Genomic DNA, 20,719 nt, shown 5'->3' on the forward strand with positions numbered 1-20,719 from the left:
AATTCTCTATCTTAGTCTTTATTACTCGGCAGGGAATACAAACATTTTGCCACCGTTATCATCAAATCTGCCTTTCATCGGAAGATTCAGATTATCCTTATCGCCGTCGTAATAAGTAGCCCAGTTCCATATCATAGTATCATCTTCTGTGATTTCACCGGTCTCGTGATTACGTTTTAGCCCGTTACACGGATAGTAAAGCAACAATCCTTTTTCGTCCGGATTTACCATTTTCCAAGTAAATGCTTTGATTTGCTGTTGAGTGCGCGCGATATCCCAGAAACGAACTTCGCGGATATATTCGTTGGCGCCCCCTATCCAGAAACCAATCAGGCCATACTCTCCGTCCCTAATCTCACTGGATGCTACCAGATCGCCATTTACATACACATAAGTTGTTTTACCGTCATACACAAACGTAAGCATATACCATTCATTGGGTTTAGCGGCAAATTTATTCTTCGGAACATCTATTTGAGCAGACCCCGTTTTTATTTGCAATTGATTGGGATCAATGGTTACATCTCCAAACCGAGTGTAAATTTCATCATGAGGTCCGGCATTGGCAACCAGTTTTGTTCCCCCGATAGACCTATTGTTGGCATTGTATGCAGAACGCTTAACCATAGCTTCCATAGTCCATTGTTTCACCTTAAAGTCCTGTGGGAACATTTTGTCACTCTCACTTCCTGAGCCATTCATAAGAAGTACTTTGGTACGCGTACGTTTCTCTAGAATAAGCAACGCTTCTTCTTCACCCGGAATCGGATAGGCAGAGCCATTAGACAAACGGATAGGCAATGCATAATCTCCTTTCAATGAAAATTTCAGATTTTTCAATGAAACCGGTATGGACTGCATAGCCAGATTGGGTTTGAAGTTCATAACAGTCGGTATCTCATACATTTCGGGCGGTAACATCAGATAGGATGTGTTATTCTTCTTGTTGTATTCGTCAAGTTGTGTCTGGTCACCAACGATTAAAGGAACATCGAATGCTTTGTCCTCCTTTACCGTCAATCCGACTTTCACATCTTTGATGAAATATTCTCTACCCTCTTCTACGAAAATCTGAATAGGACCCTCAGCGGCAATGTATGCACCTTGACCGCTTCCGTTATCTTTTTGAGATTCCGTATATAATTCGTTCTGGCAACCTGCTAGAAGCAATGCACCGAACAGAGTCATAACTATTTTTTTCATTTTTCTTTCTGATTAAAAGTTTATTCAAATTTGCCGGGATAAACCTGGTTACCATAATAAAGAGCAGTTCTCAACCACTTGTAAGAAGGTTCGTTGGCAAAATCATACTCCATGTGATAAGTACCTATGCCACCGATTCGTTTGCCACTAGGCAAGTCCATCGTTGCATAATCAAAGAGTTGTGCCCCATTAATATACCTGAATTCAGGACGCACAGAACTGGAATAATAGGTAATGCCACCGGTTCTCCAACCTTGTTCAAACTCAGCTGTGATAATGGTTTTACGCTCCCAATCCTCTAAATGCGGATGATTGATTTTCCTGATAACACTATTTGTATTACTTTCCCAATAAGCCTGATAGATATAATGATCTATTAATTTAGATGTTTCTGTAGACAAAAGATCCGGTTGCCCATCCATTACCAGCATTCTGCCTGCAGGACGTAAACGGGCACTCAAAGTTTCTATAAAGGCTTGCATTTTTGTATTACCTTTCGGGCTTATTTCCTGACCATTAGCTATGGTTCCCGAATGTCCATATCCCGGTTCGTAGTCAATATCAAAACCATCTATATTATATTTCTCAATAGTGTCACAAATAGCATTTGCATAAGCGATACTTCCTTTTACAGGATCACCCTCACCTAGTTCTTCTACCCAGTATTGGTGCATATCCTTACCTTGTGGAGTAATGGCGGAACCAATATCCTGAACAATCCAACAAAGCAGGGCTTTCCCACCTTTTACCTCTTGGAAGAATTTCAAGTCTGCTTTCTGTTCGTCAGATAAGTAACCTCTGGCTCCCCACAGCGAAACAAAGTCTACACTATCGGGCAACATCTTCAGATAATTCTGAGGATTCGTACCTTTACCGGTCCAGTTTCCATACCAGCCGAAACCCTTCACATGAGGAGTTTTACGGTACTCTCTGAGTTGGCGATAATATTCACGTTGCGAAGGCATTAAATCCTCCTCTCCCTGTGCTTCAATAAAAGGGATGTGGCGTGTTATATCTTCTTGTTCGGGGAACGTCACACGCTCTGTCTCTGTCCAATCAGAACAGGCTACAAAGCTCAAAGCTGCAATACCAATGTATAAATAATTACGTAATCTCATAATATTAATTGTTGTTCATTGATTATTAAAACAAGTAACTGAATGGTTATTACTGGACAGGCCTGCCAGAACGTACCCACCAAAGTTTAGTACCCCCTTTATCCGGACCATTTAGCAAGGTAGAAAGAGACGACATATTAGGGTTGCCCTGATGTTCCTTTGTTGAAAAGCTGAAACGTTCCGGTGTCCGGGCTTTTGCATCTGCACCTATCTTATTGGGTAAGTTGCTGTCAAAGAGATCTGCCAGATAAGGATAACCTGTTCTGCGATATTCCGTCCACGCTTCTACTCCATTAGGATAGAGAGCCAGATATTTCTGAGTAATGATCTGTTGCAATTTTCCTTCTTCCGAAGCAGCGGCATCCCATTTGGGAGAAACGTTTCCGGCAGTGATGTCAAAACCGTAGGGATTAGAATAATTGGAATAATGATAATCACTTGTAGTCAACGCTGCCGGTTTTACACTGCCTTTGCTTAAGTAGGCAGTAGCTGCTGCATCTGTAATGCCCCATTCTTCCATAGACATTTTCACGCCCGCTTCATACAAGTTCTTTACGTCTTCTGCTATCAAGTCATATAATGCCGCTTCAGCTTTTAAGAAATAAGTTTCGGAAGCTCTGAACCAATACAAAGGATCTGCATTTTCCACTTTGGGAGAAGATGCAAATTCGGCGCTATTCCTACCCGTTCCCTGTCCTTGAGTATTGCCAGGAGCAATGCAATAATATCCTTTTATTTCGTTATATGTACCTTGCGTATAGTACTTTTCCAAACGCGGATCGCTATAACCGGTGAGGTAAGACCAGGCTGTGGCGCCCATACGGTTTTCTTTATAATCAATTGTGGCGATTAAAGAATTGAGTAACGGGTACTTGCTTGTATTACCGATTTTAGCTTCGTCAGCTTTGCTTTCAATCACGCCTCCATTCTTAGGGTCCAATGCTTTCGCAATGTATTCCTTTGCTAGAGCTTCATTCACAAAATGAACGCGGACAGCCATTCTCAGCATTAACGAATTGGTGAGTTTCGTCCATTTCACGGGGTCCCCATCATAGATTAAATCATATTTGGGCATAATCTTCGAAGTCGCTTTGTTGAGAATATCTGCACAAGTAGCCAAATCTTTCAGCATAGCCTTATACACATCTTCCTGTTTGTCGAGTGCCGGAGCGATGTCACCGTTTCCTGCATTGGTATATACGATAGGACCGAAACAATCGGTAGCTCTTAACCAACCTGCAACTTTCACTACATTAAATATGGCCATAATTTCTTGTTTCTCAGGCTCATCGCTCGTCCCGATTTTTTGGTATATCTGCACCCAAGGCTGATATACTTTCATGTAAAGCTGTTCGTATGCATAGTTCATTCGATTGTCTGCAAAATCCCAAGTTGCTTCCGTGCCCAACCTCCAGTTGTTATTCATCCCGAAATAACCTATATACTGACCGGATGACATCACGTCCGTAACTGCCAGGTCATTGCCCGGTTCGGTTGTCTTACTCGGCGAGCCGATAGGAATAACCCGCTGTTGCATATCCATCAACTGTGTGCCGTATATCAATCCGCCTGCTTCCAGATCTCCATCCGTCACACCCGTAGTACTTTTATTTATGTCAACATAATCTTCACAAGCAGTTAAGAAACTTAGCGAAAAGATTAATAATAAGTATTTCTTCATTTTCATAATATCAATAATTAGAATCCAAATTTCAAACTAAATCCGTAAGTGCGACTGCTAGGCAACATAAAATAGTCGTAACCTTGACCGAACGTACCGGTTGAAGCAGTTAGTTCAGGATCATATGGAGCTTTGTTGTAAATCATCCATAAATTGGTTCCATATACAGAGATGTTCACGTTTTTCACCACATTACCAAACCATTTGTTAGGCAGCGTATAGCCTATGCTGGCTTCCTGCAAACGGATATTGGTAGCTGAATAAACATAATAGGAGTCTAAATCGTAGATTGTTCCATAATAATCTTGCGGCTTCATCTTTATATTACCCAGCATCACGTAGCCTGCCTCCCGCGCATCTGCAGATGCTTTTGATACGCCGAAACGGTCAAGCGTAGCTTGAGTTTTAGAAATCACGTTGCCGCCGATTCTTGCGGTAAACATGACACTGGCATTGATGCCTTTGTAGTTGAATCCATGTCTCCAACCTAGATTCCATTTCGGATTGACTGTGCCAATCTTGAACGGTGTGGTGTTTTCTGTCGCTATGGTCTGTCCGGGAGTGTAAGGGATATAACCTTCATCGTTTTTCTCCACCCGGCGGTCGGCATACAAAGCACCCACTTCACCACCTTCACGAAGACGAAAACGACCGAGTTTGATATCACTCAAATCCATCAGTTCGCCACTGACAGGATTCTTCACGTCGGAAGCCAGTTTCTTTATCTTATTCTTGTTGGAAGTGGCGGTGAAAGTCGTATTGTAGTTAAAGTCACCGAATGTCTGGTCGTAACCTAGCGTCAATTCGATACCTCTATTCTGCACATTACCGGCTTGCACATACATATATTTATATCCGCTGGTTCCCGGCATATCCGCTTTCAACAACTGGTTGTACGTGTTAGACTGATATATCGTAACCCCTAAAGTAACGGTGTTGTTAAACCATCTGGAGTCGATACCCAATTCGTAGGATCGGGTACGTTCTGCCTTCAAATCACTTAAAGGATAATATTCGAAAGGAGCTACTGTACCATTTTCCAGTTTATGGGTAATGGTTCCCGGTGTCAGACCCGTAAATGGAATAGGAGAGCCTACTTCGGTATAAGAACCTCTGATTTTGAAATAGCCTAATACCGGTTGTATGCTTTCACGAAGACTGTTCGGTAAAAGCTCGGTAACGATAGCCGAAAGACCCACCGACGGATAGAAAATCCATTCTTCTTTACTGTTCACCAGTTGCGACGGTTTGTCGGCACGGCCGGTCAGTGTGAGATACAAAGCCGAATTCCATGAAAGCTCTGCCGAAGCAAAAGCTGCGAAGTTTTGTGTACGCGAATCGCCTCCTGTCTCATAAACACTGGCAACGGCTGAATTTACATTTCCATAAGTAAATTTATTGGGAACAAGCAATAAATCGCCGCCATAACCATGACCTTTTGTATCATATTCCTCGAAAGATGCGCCGGCATTGACCGTAGCGTGGTAAATTTGGGCAAATTGCTTGTCGAAGTTTACCATAATATCGGCATATTTCTGTTTATAGAACTCGTTGGAGTATCTATATCGGCCGTTGTCTCCCGCAAAGGTACTAATGGTGGAAGCGTAACGCTTGTCTTCCGATTCGGAATATGTATTATCAATGCGGGCACGACCTGCGACATTCAAGTACTCCGTAATGTCATATTTCAGATTGGCATAGAGCATATAGCGGTCTTTTGCTTCAGGACGCAAGTTGCGATAAGCAATCCAATAAGGATTTTGCACGTCCATACCCATGCCTCCCGGTTGCCAGCTTTGTTTATTATACCCCAACTCATTGTTGTAGCGTTCAAAATATTTTTCACTTTCAAAATTCATCCCTCTCGGATAGAGGTATGCCCCTACTATGGGATTAAAGTATGTACCGAAGGATATCATGTTGTTGTAGAACTCGCGCACATAACTGGCGGATACATCCAAAGTCAGTTTATCCTTTAGAAATTTAGCCGTATTGCGGAATGTTACGTTATACCGATGATATTTGTTATTTTCTACCATGCCGGTAGAGTTGACGGCTGATGCGGAGATATAGGTCTGGTTCTTTTCCGTCCCCATCGAGAGATTAAACGAATTGTTGAATGTAGCTCCGGTATTAAAAAAGTCTCTGGGTTCCCATGAAGATGGTTTTTCCATTTTATCGCCCCAAGAGAAGTAATCACCTGTCAGATTCCCATACGTATTTTGAAATTCCGGCATTACAAAGGGATTTGCGAACTCGACAGAAGAAGATACATTCAGACGCATTGCACCTTCGGTGCCTTTCTTGGTGTTAATCAGGATAACGCCATTAGCGGCATTGGCTCCATACAATGCGGCAGCCGACGGACCTGTCAATACGGATAGGCTTTCGATATCGTCCGGATTGAAGTTAGCGATACCTTCACCGGAAGTTGCTCCGCCGAAACCTGTACCATCTCCGGAACGATCTGCCTTATTTCCGATAGGAACACCATCTACTACATATAATACATTGTTTTGACCTGCAATAGATTTGTTACCACGCATCACAACACGAGTACCACCACCTACACCGGATGCACTACGCTGTATATTTACACCGGCAACTTTACCATTCAGTGAGTTCATAAAGTTGGCATCTTTGACTGCCGTCAAGTCGTCACCTTTCACTTGCTGAACGTTATAGCTCAGTGCTTTCTCAGAACGCTTGATACCCAAGGCAGTAACAACCACTTCATCCAGTGTTTGAGTATCTTCTCCCATTACTATTTTCAGAGGCTGTGCATTGGCCAGCGTGATTGCTTGGGAGGCATAACCAATATAGGATACTTCAAGTACATCACCTTTTGCAGTCTGTATTTTGAAATTTCCATCCATATCAGTAATAGTACCATTTGAAGTTCCTTTTACTAAGACACTAACTCCGATCAACGGTTCACCTTTTGCATCTGTTATAGTACCACTTGCGGCAATTGGTGTTTTTTTCTGTTGGTCTACTTTGATATTTTTAGCAGAAAGTACAATATGGTTATCAACTATTGAAAAACTGGTATTGATACCTTTGAATAATTGATTCATTACATTATTCAAAGACTCTTTTGATACTTTGATAGATATGATGCGATTGATATCGACATCATTTGTGTTATATACTACTGACATTGAAGTTTGCTTCTCAATTTCTTTCAATGCAGTGTTTAGGGGTACTTTTGATAGATTAAGAGTGACCGTTCGTTCTTGCCCATAAACTGAAGCAAAAGACGAAAACAACAAAAGGAAGAATAACAAGTACGGAAACTTGTGTTTTATAATTTCTTTCATCTTATTCTTATTAATTAGAAATAGTTTTTAGGTAAAATTTAATAAAACGATAAGTAATATTATCGCTTCCTATACAAAGGTTTCATGTATCTCTGTTTCTCATAATCACTAAATTTAAAGGTTACACTTAAAACATTTTTTCATAAGCGCTTATTCAATAGTAGTACATTTTATATTGCAACCTTACTAAACGAAGATAAGATTTTTTTTGAGAAAAATAAAAAAATCAAATTCTTAATTGAAAATATTATACATAAATATTTGATAAATAGAGTATTATGTATTCATTATAATTAGGCTGATTTATTATCTTTGCATGCGTTTTGCATACAATTCTTATATGCTTAAATTAATGTATAGATATAAACATTTATTTTATGTTCAAATTTTCAAGAGATGGAGTTTCAGTATTAACCATATTAGATACCAGAAGAGCCAAAAAGAGTGGATTGTTCCCTGTTAAAGTTCAAGTAGTATTTAGAAGAAAACAAAAATACTACTCGACTGGAAAGGAACTGTCAAAAGAAGAGTGGGAAAGATTACTAAAAGCTAAAAGTAGGTTATTAACTGAAATACGGTCAGATATTGAAAGCAGCTTTTCTACTATTAAACAACAAGTTAACGAATTGATACAGAAAGGGGAATTTAGCATTGAAGCTTTGAATATAAAGCTAGGAAGGCAAATAAAAGATATGAATTTGCATAGTGCCTTCTACTTAAAGATGAAAGAATTGAAAGATAATGAGCAGGCTAGTACTTATTTAAATTATCAAAGTGCTTTGAAAAGTTTAGAGAATTTTGGTGGTACATATATCCCGTTGGAAAGGATAACGGTTGATTGGCTCAAACACTGCGAGCGTTATTGGCTTTCAGAAGGCAAAAGCTATTCAAGTATCAGTATTTATTTTAGAGCTTTAAAATGTATATTAAATCGTGCGATACGTGACGGATTTTTAAAAGAATCGTCTTTTCCTTTCGGAAAAAATAGATACGAGATTCCTGAAGGCTGCGGACGTAAACTAGCACTTACCCTCCCAGAAATAAAAAAAATAATGTCATATCAAGACGGGACAAAAACAGTAGAGGAATTCCGCGACCTATGGGTATTTTCTTATTTATGCAATGGAATTAATTTTATGGATTTATTATTCCTTCAATATTCGAATATTGTAGATGGAGAAATATGCTTTGTGCGTTCCAAAACATCCAGAACGACGAAACATAACAAAGAGATACATGCGACCATAACTCCTGAAATGTGGAGAATCATTCATAAATGGGGAAATCCACAATTGACTCCGCAGACATATATTTTTAAATATGCTAAAGGAACTGAAAATGCATTTGAAAGAATCAGATTGGTACGACGTATCGTTACTAAATGCAATAGAAGACTCAAAAAGATAGCTTTAAGTATGGGCATTGCACAACTGACAACCTATACTGCACGGCATTCATTTGCTACAGTACTCAAACGCGCCGGTGCTAAAACATCATATATTTCTGAAAGCTTGGGACATTCAAATTTAGCTGTTACGGAGAACTATTTAGCCTACTTCGAAAAGGAAGAAAGAATCAGAAACGCTCAATTATTAATCGAGTTCAATCTATAGACTAAGATAATGCATGCAAATTGCATGTACAGCCCTTGTCCTTTCATATAGAACAACAAAATGATTTGTGAAAAATCAAGAGTGATAGGTGTCCTTCATAGTATCTATTATCAGTTACAAAAGGAATAAACCATATTTATTCAGAAAAAATATTCAAATAAGATACATTTCTCCCAAGCAATCACGCTGGCCAATGCACAGCCTCTGAAAATAGTAATGGGAGAAGATACTCAAACATTGGATGAAGTGGTTGTTACTGCCTTGGGTATCAAGCGTGCAACAAAGGCATTAAGTTATAATGTACAAGAGGTAAAAGGCGACGAAATAACAGCTGTAAAGGATGCTAACTTTATGAATTCGTTAGCTGGAAAGGTGGCAGGGGTTCAAATCAGTAGTGGTGCTACTGGCGCTGGTGGTGCAGCACGTGTCGTAATGCGTGGTATGAAATCATTAACTAAAGACAATAATGCATTATATGTGATTGATGGTGTACCTATCTTCAATACAGGTAAAAGCGGTGGTGAAGGATTATTTGGTGACATGGGTGGGTCGGATGCCGTAGCAGACTTAAATCCAGACGATATTGCTAGTATCAGTATGATGACCGGACCTTCTGCAGCTGCTCTTTATGGTTCTTCTGCTGCCAATGGGGTGGTTTTGATTACTACTAAAAAAGGGCAGACTGAGAAAACTACGATTACGGTGTCTAATAGCACTACTTTTTCCAAAGCATATATTATGCCTGATATGCAGAATCGCTATGGTACAAGCTCTGGATTGTTTAGTTGGGGAGAACTGACAGACCGCAGATATGATCCATCTAATTTTTTTGAAACTGGTACGAATGTTATCAACTCAGTAGCTTTGTCTACCGGGAATTCAAAGAATCAGACTTATCTTTCAGCTTCTACTACTAATTCTGGTGGTATTCTTCCTAACAACTCTTATAATCGTTATAATTTTACAGCACGTAATACTACGAATTTCCTGAATGACAGATTGACTTTGGATATTGGTGCGCAATATATTATTCAAAATAATAAAAACATGGTTTCCCAAGGGCAGTATTATAATCCACTTCCTGCATTGTATTTATTTCCCCGCGGAGATAATTTTGATGAAATCCGTTTGTATGAACGTTACAACACAAATTACGGTTATATGGAACAGTATTGGCCTTATGGAGATGCAAGTTTGTCATTACAGAATCCGTATTGGGTACAGAACCGTATAATCCGTACTTCCGATAAAAAACGTTATATGCTGAACGCTTCTTTGAAATGGAAGGTGACAGATTGGATTAACATCGTAGGACGTGTGAATCTGGACAACTCTGATTATCGGAACAAGAATGAGAAGTCAGCTTCTACATTAACCACATTTTGTGGAGTAAGTGGTGGTTTCGAGGATGCCATGCGGCAAGAACGTTCTTTGTATGCAGATGTTTTGGCTAATATAGACAAGACTTTCGGTGATTTCCATTTGACTGCCAATGTGGGGGCTTCCATTTACCATACTTCAATGGATCAATTGTATTTTGCCGGTGACTTGGTCATTCCGAACTTCTTTCAGGTTAATAATATAAATTTCTCTTCTAATTACAAACCGGATCCTACCGGATATAAAGATGAAATTCAGAGCATTTTTGCCAGCGCAGAATTAAGTTGGAAAAATCAGTTGTATTTAACATTGACAGGACGAAATGACTGGGATTCTAAATTAGCTTTCTCCAAACAAAAATCATTCTTCTATCCGTCAGTTGGTTTGTCGGCTTTACTGTCAGAAATGGTTGAACTTCCGGAGTTGATAACTTATGCTAAAGTACGTGGTTCCTATACAGTGGTAGCATCTTCTTTCGATCGCTTCCTTACTAATCCCGGATATGAATACAATAGCCAGACACATAATTGGGCAAATCCAACCGTTTATCCGATGGAAAACATGAAACCGGAAAAAACAAAATCATGGGAAATTGGTTTAAATTTGAAATTCTGGGAGAATCGCTTTAGCCTGGATGCTACTTATTACCGTTCCAATACATTGAATCAGACATTTAAGGTGGATATTCCGTCATCTTCCGGTTATAAACAAGCAATAGTTCAAGCAGGTGATGTGCAGAATCAAGGTATTGAACTGGCTTTAGGATTTAGTGATAAATGGGCAGGTTTCGGTTGGTCTTCTAATGCAACTTTTACTTTAAATCGCAACAAGGTGAAACGGTTAGCTAGTGGTAGTGTTAATCCGGTGACCGGAGAGGCTATTCAGATGGACGAGATGAATGTAGGTTGGTTAGGTAAAGAAAATGTAGCTCCCCGTGTTATTCTGACAGAAGGCGGTTCTATGACCGATATCTATGTATATAACCAACTGACCAAGGATAATAATGGTAATATAAAAGTTGACCAGAATGGTAATCTGGGGATTACTTCATCAAATACTCCAGTGAAAGTCGGCAATCTGGATGCTGACTTCAATTTAGGATGGATCAATCATTTCACTTACAAAGGTATTGACTTGGGGGTTGTGTTGTCCGCACGTGTAGGTGGATTAGCTTACTCGGCTACTCAAGGTATTTTGGATTATTATGGAGTGTCTGAAGTATCTGCTTCTGTCCGTGATAATGGTGGTACGCCCATCAATAATGGTAAGGTTGATGCCCAGAAGTATTATCAGACTATCAGTACAGGTGAAGGTGGTTATGGTCGTTACTACTTATATAGTGCAACCAATGTACGTTTACAAGAATTAAGCTTGAATTATACACTTCCAAGAAAGTGGTTTAAAAATGTAGCAAATGTTACTTTGGGTGTCGTAGGACGTAATCTATGGATGATTTACTGTAAAGCTCCGTTTGATCCGGAATTGTCTGCTTCTACTTCCAGTAACTATTATATGAATGTAGACTACTTTATGCAACCTAGCTTGCGTAATTTCGGTTTTAATGTGAAAGTTCAATTCTAAAAGAAAAAGCTAATGTTATGAGAAAATATTTAAGAAATATCACGGTCGGTGCCGCTCTCTTGTTGCTGGCAGGAAGTTGTACTGATAAATTTGAAGAGTATAATACGAATCAATATCAGATCCATGATGCTGACCCGGCTACTCTGATGAAATCTATGATTGAAACAATTGTGAATATTCAGCAGAATGACTCTCAAATGCAAGACCAGATGGTGGGGCAGTTAGGCGGTTACTTGTGTTGTTCTAACACATGGAGTGGAACTAATTTTAGTACATTCAATCAAAGTGATGCATGGAATGCTACTCCCTGGAATACTCCGTTTGAAAAAATATATGGAAACTTTTTCCAGATACAAGAAGCGACAAATTCTACGGGACATTATTATGCTTTTGCTTGCATGATACGTGCCATAACAATGCTCCGTGTTGCAGACTGTTATGGACCGATGCCTTATAGCCAAGTGAAGAAAGGCAATTTTTATGTTTCTTATGATACTCAGGAACAGGTCTACACAAATATATTAAGTGATTTAGCCAATGCTGCTGACGTTCTGTATAATTATTATGTAGAGACTAATGGTAATGCACCATTAGGAGCTAATGATCCTGTTTTTGAGGGAAATTATTCCGGTTGGGCGAAATTGGCAAATTCAATGCGCTTACGTGTTGCAATGCGAATTAGCGGAACATGGCCTGGTATTGCTAAGGAAGCGGCTGAAGCTGCAGTAATACATAAAGCCGGCTTGATTGAAAGTAATTCGGACAATGCCATGCTTTCTTGTGGAACACAAAGTAATCCATATCAGCTGGCCGCTGTCAGTTGGGGAGATTTGCGGGTGAATGCAAATATTGTAGATTATATGAACGCATATGATGACCCGCGTATGTCGAAATTTTTTAATAAATCTACTCTTACCGGAAAAACAGATCAATATGTAGGTATGCGTACAGGCGATGTTGATTTTAAAAAGGCAGACGCAGCAGGTTTCTCTATTCCTGCCTATACGGCAACTTCTAAATTAATGGTTTTCTGTGCTGCTGAAACAGCTTTTTTACGTGCTGAAGGAAAATTGCGTGGCTGGAATGTAGGCACTAAAACGGCAAAAGTTTACTATGAAGACGGCATCAATTTGTCTATGGAGCAGTATCAGGTTTCAGCTACCGAATATCTGAAGATAGATGAAGCTCCAGTGGTATCACATGAAAGTGACGCTGTACAAAACGCTACTGCTACGATTACTAATACCGTTAGTGTGAAGTGGAATGATAGCGAAGCTGACAATGTAAATGGGAAGAATTTCCAGCGTATCATTACTCAAAAGTGGATTGCCAATTATCCACTGGGACTCGAGGCATGGGCTGAATATCGTCGTACAGGCTATCCGGAACTTTATCCTTGCATCGACAATTTATCTGACTGTGGCGTGAGCAGCCAGCGTGGTATGCGTCGTTTGAGTTTCCCTTATACAGAGGCGCAGAATAATAAAGCCAATTATGATCAAGGGGTTGCAGAACTTGGCGGTGCTGATAATGAAGCCACTGATCTGAAATGGGCGAAAAAGAACTAATTTATATAATGCATAAAAAGGACTTTTATGAAGAAAATTTATTTATTATACATTGTACTCATATCATTGGCAACAACATCTTTGATAGGTTGCAGTGATTGGACGGAGTCGGAAGCAAAAACTTTTCCGGAATCAATCGTGTCAGATGAATATTATGCAGCTTTAAGGGCTTATAAGAAAACTGATCATCAAGTTGCTTTCGGTTGGTTCGGTGGTTGGAGTGGTGAAGGTGCTTTTATGAAGAGTTCTTTAGCCGGTATTCCTGATAGTGTAGATATTGTTTCTATTTGGGGAAATTGGTCGAACATAACAGAAGCTCAAAAAAAAGATCTACAATTTTGCCAACAAATTAAAGGAACTCGTTTTACTATGTGTTTTATTATCAGAAGTGTGGGCGATCAAATTACTCCGCAGAATATTCGTGATAATTGGGAAAATATGGGATTTTCATCCGAAAAAGAAGCTGTAAACGATTTTTGGGGATGGCCTTCCGATGAATCAAATAAGGAAGCAATTGAAGCATCCATTCGCAAATATGCAAGTGCCATTGCCGATACAGTAAACAAATATGGTTACGATGGGTTTGATATCGACTATGAACCCAATTTCGGTAATCCTGGTAATATCGTAGACGAAGATGATAGAATGTTTGCATTCGTTGATGAGCTAGGCAAATATTTCGGTCCGAAATCAGGAACCGGCAAATTATTAGTTATTGACGGTGAACCACAGAGCATAACGGGTAGACCTGAAGTCGGGCTATATTTTGACTATTTTATCATTCAGGCTTACAATGACAGCAGTCCTGGTAGTGATTCAAAACTTGACAAACGTCTTATTACAGGTGGCGTGGCAGGTGCAGGACTTGTTCAAACATATAGTAGTGTCATGTCTGAAGAACAAATTACAAAGATGACCATCATGACCGAGAATTTCGAGGCTACCGACGCTGCTATGAACGGCGGATATGATTACACTGATCGTTATGGTAATAAAATGAAATCTCTTGAAGGAATGGCACGCTGGCAACCAAGTAATGGTTTCCGCAAAGGTGGTGCAGGAACCTATCATATGGAAGCAGAGTATGGAACTTCACCTGAATATAAAAATATACGTCATGCTATTCAAATCATGAATCCCTCATCACATTCATTACTTAAAAATTAATGTAAACTATGAAACGTATGAATTATATAAAAATCTTATGCTTCTTCGCAGTAATAGCAGGATTAGGAAGTATCGTAAGTTGCGGAGATGCGAAATATGATACCTTGGATACACACGCTTATATTGAAGAAGCGCTTTCGGGCACAAGCCAGAAAGTGACAGTACAGGCTACTGGAGAAAGTTTTACGACTTTAAATGTACACCTTAGCAATCTTTCTTCTACAGACAATCATTATAAATTGGTCACAGACCAATCAGTATTGGATGCTTATAATCACATTAATGGTACAGGATATATAATGTTGCCGGAAGGCTATTATACATTACCGGAGACTATTACAGTGAAAGCCGGACAATATGCGACCGATGCTCTCTATATTGCTTTGAAGGCTTTCAGCCAAGAAATGATGAAATCGGGAGAATCATACGCACTACCTGTTAAACTGGTGTTACAAGATGGAAGTATTTCACCGATGGAAAATACTGGAACTTTTGTTATTTTGGCAGAAAGTATTATCGAATTTTCAGCTCCGATGTTCGTTGGTGCTCCTAGTTTAAAAGCTAATAAATTCACAGAATCCCCTGAAACATATTCCCAATATACGATAGAGGTTCGTTTCCAGGTAGCTAACACAGCTGACCGTGACCGTGCAGTATTTAAGAACGGAGGAGATGATGCAAGCTTTATACTTTTACGTTTTGAGGACCCTCAAAGTGATAATGAAAATTATAAGGCACACTCATTAGTACAGATTGTAGGACGTAACCGACTTTATTTGAATCCAAGTAATTCTTTCAAGCCAAACGAATGGCAACATCTGGCATTGGTTTGTGATGGTTCCAGCTATCGACTTTACATAAACGGAGTTGATTCGGGGGTACTGAGTATCCCAACAGGAGCAACAACTTTCTCCGATGTAAATTGGTTCAGTTTAGGTGATGATTCTTATAGTAGATGGGGAAACTGTAAAATATTGATGAGTGAGGCACGTATCTGGTCTGTAGTTCGTACTGCTTCTCAGATTCAGAATAATATGACTCAGGTTAGTCCTAAGTCTGTGGGATTGGAAGCCTATTGGCGTTTCAATGAAGGACAGGGTAATGTGTTTGAAGATGCAACCGGTAAAGGGCATACTTTAACTACTTCTGTTACTCCTACATGGATTGACGGTATTTTGTCTACGGATAAGGCTACCGAATGGAAATAGTAATAATTTAATTGTATGTGTATATGAAAAATATATTTCAATCATTATCAATAGCAACTCTACTCGGCTTGTTTGTCCCTTTCATCTCTTCCTGTAGTGATGACGAAGAAGTTTTTAATGAGTGGAATGCTACGTATGTGTCTTTACAGAGAAATGACTATTTGTCAGGAGATGTAAAGAAGTTCAATCTAACCCATGATGCGAATGGGGTTGGGGGAGATGAAATTAAAATGGTTTTTACTGTAAAAACACAGAAAGCAGTCTCCACTGATATGGTTGTCACATTAAGTGTAAATAGTGAAACCGAAGGGCTTGATGCAAACCAGATTACTTTAAGTTCCTCACAAGTAACCCTTAAAGAAGGTCAGATGATTTCTGAAGAAATCACTGCAACAGTTGAACCGGCGATATTTGCCAGTGTCATGGAGAAAACAAGTTTTTCTTTCAATGTATCAATTGGCAATGTAACCACCAATGATAAAAACACAGTAATTAGCAACAGCTTGAGTACCTTGCCAGTTGTTATAAATAAAGCTGCTTATAGTAATTTAAAAGGTGGTATTCCTACTAATGGCCAACTTATTAGTGACCGTTCAGGTTGGATAATTAATGTAGAAGAAGGGGTTGAAGGTTCAGGAGATAAGTTGATTGACGGTGGAAATTCAGATATTGCCCGTGATAATGTAGGTTTTTGGTTTACTGTTGATTTGGGAGAAGCTAAAGTATTAGCCGGTATAAAAACAAACCATTGGGGGAATGCGTATGCTCCCAGAGAAGTAGAAATATTCCAGTCTACAGATGGCATTACTTGGAAATCATTAAGTACTTTAGCTACATCTGGTTCTGCACAGAATATTACATTTATTTCTCCTATAACTACTCGTTATTTGAAATATCAGATTCTTACGATTGCTACAAGCGGACGAACAGATATTACAGAATTTAATGTCTATGAATTGAAAAATGAGTAATTATAAGAATTAGGTAATGTAAGATTGATTTTACGAGTCTTTCTTAAATGAATAAAAGTTCTCTTTATCAAAGTTATAAAGAGAACTTTTTGTGTACTTGATAGTAAAGAAATATGCAGAGTTTGAGGATTGTTTTAATTATATAGGAAGGTTAACCTCTAAATTCTTAATAAGCATTAAAAGAACAGGCTTTGGTTTAGTCTTGTAGTTCATCTAGTTGTATTCTTTATATAACACCATTAACAATAATCATGAGAAACATGAATCTAAAACCGGTTTTGAGAACGCTAATGTTCTTTTTGAGTGCATGGATATGCACGTCCTTTGCATATGCCCAAACGCTTTTAATAAAAGACGGAAAAACAAAAGTAAAGATTATATTAAAAGAAGACATCCAAGTAAATAAGGTAGCGGCTAATCTCTTTCAATCTTTCTTTCAAAAGATTACAAGTAAAACTTTGCCTATTGTCATAAATCAGACTCCACAAAAAGGAGATATCCTTATTGGTGGAGAGACTGCTCAAGAAGTGATAGAGGATGGATTCTCTATTTCCACCAAAGATGGTATCTTGAGAGTTTCAGGTAAGGACAACGGTGTTGTTTATGGAATTGTATCTCTATTAGAACAATACTTAGGTGTTGATTACTGGGGAGAAAATGAATATTCTTTTACTCCTCAAAAAACGATAATTCTGCCTTTAATTAATAAAACAGATAATCCGGCTTTCCGTTATCGTCAGACACAGTGTTATGCCATCCGTACAGATTCCGTCTACAAATGGTGGAATCGCTTGGAAGAACCTGATGAGGTGTTTGCTGCCGGTTACTGGGTACATACTTTTGATAAATTATTGCCTTCTTCTGTTTATGGGAAAGAGCATCCCGAATATTATTCTTATTTTAAAGGAAAACGTCATCCGGGAAAAGCCAGTCAGTGGTGTCTGAGCAATCCTGAAGTTTTTGAGATTGTGGCACAACGTGTTGATTCTATTTTCAAGGCGAATCCCGATAAACACATCATGTCTGTTAGTCAGAATGATGGTAACTACACGAATTGTACTTGTGATGAATGTAAGGCTATTGATGATAGGGAAGGGGCATTGTCAGGGAGTATAATCACCTTTTTGAATAAATTGGCTGCCCGTTTTCCTGATAAGGAGTTCTCCACATTGGCCTATTTATATACAATGAATCCACCGAAGCACGTGAAACCTTTGCCCAATGTGAATATAATGCTTTGTGACATTGATTGTGACCGTGAAGTGACGCTGACTGAAAATGCTTCAGGCAGGCAATTTGTGAAAGCGATGGAAGGCTGGTCGGCTATAACTGATAATATCTTTGTTTGGGATTACGGCATAAATTTCGATAATTATCTGGCTCCATTCCCTAATTTCCATATCTTACAGGATAATATCCGCCTTTTCAAGAAGAATCACGCAACCATGCACTTCTCTCAGATTGCAGGAAGCAGGGGCGGAGACTTTGCAGAATTACGTGCTTATCTGGTATCGAAGTTGATGTGGAATCCGGAAGCTGATGTTGACTCATTAATGCAACATTTTTTGCATGGTTATTATGGTGAAGCTGCACCCTATCTTTATCAATATATAAAAGTGATGGAAGGCGCACTGATTGGCAGTGGACAAAGATTATGGATTTATGATTCGCCTGTCTCACATAAATATGGAATGTTGAAACCGACTTTGATGCGCCGTTATAATGATTTGTTTGATTTGGCGGAAAAGGCAGTTGAAACGGATAATACATTCTTGAAAAGAGTGCAACGTGCCCGTTTACCGCTTCAATATTCTGAGTTGGAAATAGCACGTACAGAAATTGTAAAGGACTTGGCTGATATAGACAGGAAGTTGGCACTTTTTGAAGAGAGAGTGAAAGAGTTTAATGTTCCTACATTAAATGAACGTTCTAATTCGCCGGTAGAGTACTGCGAGCTATACCGTAAACGCTATATGCCGCAGACTGAACGGAGTTTGGTGTTAGGTGCTAAAGTTTCTTATATTATTCCGCCTACCGGAAAATATGCAGAAATAGGAAAGACGGCATTAGTAGACGGACTGTTTGGAGGAGCTACTTTTGTAGACAGTTGGGTAGGTTGGGAAGGAACTGATGGTGCGTTCATCCTGGATTTAGGAGAGGAAAAGGAGATTCATAGTGTAGAAACAGATTTCTTACATCAGATAGGGGCTTGGATTCTCTTTCCTTTGAAAGTTACCTATTCTTATTCGGCGGATGGAGAACAATATACATTTTGGGGAACGAACGATTTACCTGAAGAACGTTCCGGCAAGGTCGGATTCCGCGGAGTTAAGACAGAATCTGCGACGCCTATAAAGACACGCTATGTAAAAGTAGAAGTTACAGGTACGAAAGAATGCCCGACCTGGCATTATGGTGTAGGGCATCCTTCATGGTTTTTTATAGATGAAGTCATAATAAAATAAAAAAAGTAGGGGGGAGACGTTAGTAGTTTTCCCCTTTTAGTTGTATTATATATAGATGGGTTAGAAAAATGAATTTTTTCATCTATATACTATGATTTATGCAACAGAATAAAACTGCTTCTCAACGAAACACTATCAGCCCAGCTTGCTGGGTTCCTACCGCTTATTTTGCAATGGGGCTTCCCTTTATTGCCATTAATCTGGTTTCCGTATTCATGTTTAAGGATCTGGGAATATCCGACACACAAATCACATTGTGGACTTCCCTTATTATGGCGCCTTGGACATTTAAATTCTTATGGAGTCCGTTTCTTGAAATGTATCGGACGAAGAAATTCTTCGTATTAGTCACAGAGTTGTTGAGTGGAGTATTGTTTGGAGTAGTAGCCTTTTCTTTATTCTTTGACTACTTTTTTGCCATAAGTATATCTACAATGGCTATAATTGCTTTTAGTGGGGCAACGCACGATATTGCCTGTGACGGTGTTTACATGGCTGAATTGAATAAAGAAGACCAGGCAAAATACATAGGAGTACAGGGCGCTTTTTATAATGTAGCCAAATTGGTTGCTAACGGTGGATTGGTTGCCATGGCAGGTGCGTTGGCCGAACATTTCGGGGCAATAGAAGGAGCTTCTATTGATGCGAACAAAGGAGCATATACGTCTGCCTGGATGATTATTTTTGCAGTGATTGGAGCTATAATGGTGCTGATTGGCATCTACCATATAAAAGTTTTACCCTCTTCACAAGTTCCGTCAACAACAAAGAAAACCTCATCAGAGGTCGGAAGGGAATTGATGGCGGTGATTGCAGACTTCTTTACGAAGAAACATATTTTCTATTATATCTGCTTTATTATTCTATATCGCCTGGCAGAAGGATTTATCATGAAGATTGCGCCGTTGTTCTTGCGCGCTTCAAGAGATGTCGGCGGTTTAGGGTTATCCTTGACGGAGATTGGTACGTTAAATGGAGTTTTTGGCTCTGCTGCTTTCGTCCTCGGCTCTTTATTGGCAGGTATTTATGTTTCCAGATTCGGATTAAAGAAGACACTGTTCACTCTTTGTTGTATATTTAATCTTCCGTTTGTCGCATATACTTTCCTGGCAGTTGTACAGCCTACTAACGTGTATCTGATAGGAACTTGTATAACCATGGAATATTTCGGTTATGGTTTTGGTTTTGTCGGACTGACGTTGTTTATGATGCAGCAAATTGCTCCGGGAAAACATCAGATGTCGCATTATGCATTTGCATCGGGAATCATGAACTTGGGAGTAATGCTTCCGGGAATGGCCAGTGGTTATCTTAGTGATTTACTGGGATACCGAAATTTCTTTATTTATGTCCTGATTGCGACTATTCCTGCTTTTCTGATTACTTACTTCATACCTTTCACGTATGATGATTCAAAAAAATAAATAATATAAAAAACATTGAT

12 protein-coding genes are annotated in these 20,719 nt (G+C 39.2%); 8 read left to right on the forward strand and 4 right to left on the reverse strand.

Features of this window, described 5'->3' with window-relative positions; translation table 11 throughout:
• Window positions 1-21: 21 nt before the first annotated feature.
• From BQ7997_RS07465 to BQ7997_RS07480, 4 genes are read right to left on the reverse strand one after another with little or no spacing between them, the layout of a single operon-like run.
• Window positions 22-1,203: a BT_3987 domain-containing protein gene (locus tag BQ7997_RS07465; protein ID WP_073345099.1), complete on the reverse strand. Its 1,182-nt coding sequence runs from the start codon at window positions 1,201-1,203 to the stop codon at window positions 22-24.
• A gap of 20 nt (window positions 1,204-1,223) precedes the next feature.
• Window positions 1,224-2,321: an endo-beta-N-acetylglucosaminidase family protein gene (locus tag BQ7997_RS07470; protein WP_022139750.1), complete on the reverse strand. Its 1,098-nt coding sequence runs from the start codon at window positions 2,319-2,321 to the stop codon at window positions 1,224-1,226.
• Window positions 2,322-2,370: 49 nt separating this feature from the next.
• Complete coding sequence (locus BQ7997_RS07475) at window positions 2,371-4,008, reverse strand: SusD/RagB family nutrient-binding outer membrane lipoprotein (RefSeq protein WP_022139749.1); 1,638 nt, start codon at window positions 4,006-4,008, stop codon at window positions 2,371-2,373.
• An 11-nt stretch (window positions 4,009-4,019) separates the two neighbouring features.
• A complete protein-coding gene (locus BQ7997_RS07480; protein ID WP_073345101.1) occupies window positions 4,020-7,322 on the reverse strand; it encodes a SusC/RagA family TonB-linked outer membrane protein in 3,303 nt (1,100 codons plus the stop codon).
• A gap of 377 nt (window positions 7,323-7,699) precedes the next feature.
• Here BQ7997_RS07480 and BQ7997_RS07485 point away from each other — a divergent pair, with 377 nt between their 5' ends.
• From BQ7997_RS07485 to BQ7997_RS07520, 8 genes are all read left to right on the forward strand, one after another.
• On the forward strand, window positions 7,700-8,935 hold the full coding sequence (locus BQ7997_RS07485) for a site-specific integrase (protein ID WP_073345105.1): 1,236 nt from the start codon (window positions 7,700-7,702) through the stop codon (window positions 8,933-8,935).
• A gap of 162 nt (window positions 8,936-9,097) precedes the next feature.
• A complete protein-coding gene (locus BQ7997_RS07490) occupies window positions 9,098-11,896 on the forward strand; it encodes a SusC/RagA family TonB-linked outer membrane protein (protein ID WP_097677765.1) in 2,799 nt (932 codons plus the stop codon).
• 17 nt (window positions 11,897-11,913) lie between these two features.
• Window positions 11,914-13,464, forward strand: coding sequence for a SusD/RagB family nutrient-binding outer membrane lipoprotein (locus BQ7997_RS07495; RefSeq protein ID WP_073345110.1), 1,551 nt, complete (start codon window positions 11,914-11,916; stop codon window positions 13,462-13,464).
• A 27-nt stretch (window positions 13,465-13,491) separates the two neighbouring features.
• A complete protein-coding gene (locus BQ7997_RS07500; protein ID WP_073345117.1) occupies window positions 13,492-14,631 on the forward strand; it encodes a glycoside hydrolase family 18 in 1,140 nt (379 codons plus the stop codon).
• Window positions 14,632-14,639: 8 nt separating this feature from the next.
• A complete protein-coding gene (locus BQ7997_RS07505; protein ID WP_073345120.1) occupies window positions 14,640-15,839 on the forward strand; it encodes a DUF1735 and LamG domain-containing protein in 1,200 nt (399 codons plus the stop codon).
• A 23-nt stretch (window positions 15,840-15,862) separates the two neighbouring features.
• Window positions 15,863-16,810: a DUF4999 domain-containing protein gene (locus BQ7997_RS07510; RefSeq protein ID WP_024988375.1), complete on the forward strand. Its 948-nt coding sequence runs from the start codon at window positions 15,863-15,865 to the stop codon at window positions 16,808-16,810.
• Window positions 16,811-17,070: 260 nt separating this feature from the next.
• Window positions 17,071-19,275: a DUF4838 domain-containing protein gene (locus tag BQ7997_RS07515; RefSeq protein ID WP_083589196.1), complete on the forward strand. Its 2,205-nt coding sequence runs from the start codon at window positions 17,071-17,073 to the stop codon at window positions 19,273-19,275.
• Window positions 19,276-19,373: 98 nt separating this feature from the next.
• Complete coding sequence (locus BQ7997_RS07520) at window positions 19,374-20,699, forward strand: MFS transporter (protein WP_022140032.1); 1,326 nt, start codon at window positions 19,374-19,376, stop codon at window positions 20,697-20,699.
• Window positions 20,700-20,719: the final 20 nt, after the last annotated feature.

The sequence above is a fragment of the Bacteroides congonensis genome, from assembly GCF_900130125.1.
GTDB classification, from domain to species: Bacteria; Bacteroidota; Bacteroidia; order Bacteroidales; family Bacteroidaceae; genus Bacteroides; species Bacteroides congonensis.